2 protein-coding genes are annotated in these 2279 nt (G+C 61.6%); one reads left to right on the top strand and one right to left on the bottom strand.

From position 1 onward, the window contains the following. Nucleotides 1-146: 146 nt before the first annotated feature. Complete coding sequence (gene asnB / locus AABO57_05670; GenBank protein ID MEK6285210.1) at nucleotides 147-1985, bottom strand: asparagine synthase (glutamine-hydrolyzing); 1839 nt, start codon at nucleotides 1983-1985, stop codon at nucleotides 147-149. Nucleotides 1986-2034: 49 nt separating this feature from the next. Between asnB and AABO57_05665 the strand changes: the two genes are divergently transcribed. Beyond that, nucleotides 2035-2279 (top strand): hypothetical protein (locus AABO57_05665; GenBank protein ID MEK6285209.1); only part of this gene is annotated, 245 nt, incomplete at its 3' end.

Below are 2279 nucleotides of genomic sequence, written 5' to 3'. Positions count from 1 at the left end.
GGACCGGAGACCGAGGACCGGAGACCGAGGACCGGAGACCGAGGACCGGAGACGGTCCGTCAGCCGTCGCCCGTCGTCGGTCGTCTTCCGTCATCCGTCGTCGGTCGTCTTCCGTCATCCGTCGTCCGTCGTCCGTCGTCCGTCGTTCATTGCGTCATCCCCAGCGAGACCGACGTGTACGCCCACCGCCGGGCCCAATGCGTTCCCGGCCTGGTTAGCACGGGGAGTCTTCGCCACACATCAAGCTTGTTGTTTCGCTCGATCCACTGATTGAGCGGCACGTTGAAGCCGGTCTTCCTGCGCTGGCTCACACCCAACGGCAAGGGCGGCTCCGCGATTTGCGACAACAGCATCTTGTTGGCAAGCCAGGGATGACATGACAGAGCCGGCGCGAGAGCCTTCAGCAAAGCGGCGTCGACCAGGGGCACTCGAACTTCGACCGAGTGCGCCATGCTCGCCCAGTCGGTGTCGCGCAGAAGCTGGTTGCGCATGTATAAAGACGCCTCGAGCGCGGCGACTCGCGAATATGGCGTCCCGGGATCGGGATCCATCGCGGCCTCAATCAACCGCATTGGCGCAAGACGGCGAAGCCCCTCGGCAGCCATCTCTTCCCCCACAACGTCCTTCAACTCCCAGGGCATGAAAAGCCCGCGGCGTAATAGATACGCGCCCGGATAGGTGCCGCCGTATTCGATCATCCCGGCCATCTTCGGCGACTTATTGCGCGGTATAAGGTGAGAGAGTATTGCCCGTGTAAGCTTGCCGAGCCCCGGCACGTGTGCCGCGAGCCGTGAACTACCAACCCATTGGGGCAAGTCTCGAAATGATGGGTAGCCGCTGAACAATTCGTCCCCGCCCAATCCCGACAATGCGACTTTCACTCCGATCTCGGCGGCCGCTTTGCTGATGAAGTAAGCATTGATCCCGTCGATCGACGGCTGATCCATCACCGAGAGGATCGTTGGCAACTCGCTCTGAAACTCGGTCTCGTCCAACGGGCGCGTGCGATGATCGGTGCCGTAGAGGTGCGCCACTTCTCTTGCGAGCGGCGCTTCATCGTCGTGAGTGCTGCGATATTCCTCGAATGCCAGAGTCACGGTTTTCAAGTCTTCGGCGCCCGCTTCACGAGCCAGCCCGACAATGGTGCCTGAATCGATTCCGGCTGAAAGAAAAGCGCTGACCGGCACGTCCGCGATCAGATGATGGCGGACCGAGTCCAACAGCGCGTCGTGGACAACCTCCTTAAGCTCGGATTCGCTTAAGCGCGTGCCTTCGGTTCGCGCATCGTGGAATACCTGGGCTATCGAAAAGTAGGCCTTCGCCTGGGAAGCGCCGTGATCATTCACCCACATCATGCTGCCGGCGGGGACAGAGCGAATCTCCTGATAGATGGTGAAGGGCTCGGGGACGCTGCCGGTGAGATAAAAGCCGGCGATACCCGCGGGCTCAGGGAGCAACGAAACGTGCTCGCCTTCGAGCAGGGCTTTAACCTGAGAAGCGGCGCGCACTGTCCAGCCATCGTCGGCGTAGTAAAGCGGCTTGATGCCATAGGGATCGCGCGCCAGCAGCAACGCGTTTCGCCTGGCGTCCCACAGAGCGAACGCGAACATGCCGCGCAGGTCGTGGACCATCTCTTCTCCGCGCTCTTCGTAGAGATGAACGAGCACTTCGGAGTCGGCGTGAGAGCGGAACGTGTGCCCTTGACGAATGAGCTTCTCGCGGAGGGCTTGATAGTTGTAGATCTCGCCGTTGAATACGAGTTGGATGGTTCCATCCTCGTTGGTCATCGGCTGGCTGGCGGCTTTGGAGAGATCGATGATCGAAAGGCGGCGATGGCCGAGTCCGACCCGGCCGTCAGATGAAAACCACTCGCCCAAGCCGTCTGGTCCGCGAGTGTCCATGTGATCGCGGACTATGCGCAGTTCTTCCCGGCTGATCTCAGGAGCGACGGGATGATACGCGAAGAAAGCTACTAGACCGCACATGGGGAAAGCGACCGAGGACCGACGACCGGAAAGCGACCGAGGACCGACGATGGGGAAAGCGACCGAGGACCGGGAAAGCGACCGAGGACCGGGAAAGCGACCGAGGACCGACGACCGGAAAGCGACCGAGGACCGACGACCGGGAAAGCGACCGAGGACCGACGACCGGGAAAGCGACCGAGGACCGACGACCGGGAAGCGACCGGTGACGGTCGTCCGTCGTCCGTCATCGGTCATCCGTCATCCGTCATCGGTCATCCGTCATCGGTCATCCGTCATCGGTCATCCGTCATC

This window comes from Acidobacteriota bacterium, assembly GCA_038040445.1.
Lineage (GTDB): Bacteria > Acidobacteriota > Blastocatellia > UBA7656 > UBA7656 > Onstottus_A > Onstottus_A frigus.
The sequence above is the reverse complement of the archived record's forward strand: the minus strand, read 5'-3'. Positions and strand labels throughout refer to the sequence as shown.

Coding starts and splice junctions, on each gene's coding strand:
- asnB (MEK6285210.1), bottom strand. CDS start 1,985: ATGTGCGGTCTAGTAGCTTTCTTCGCGTATCATCCCGTCGCTCCTGAG.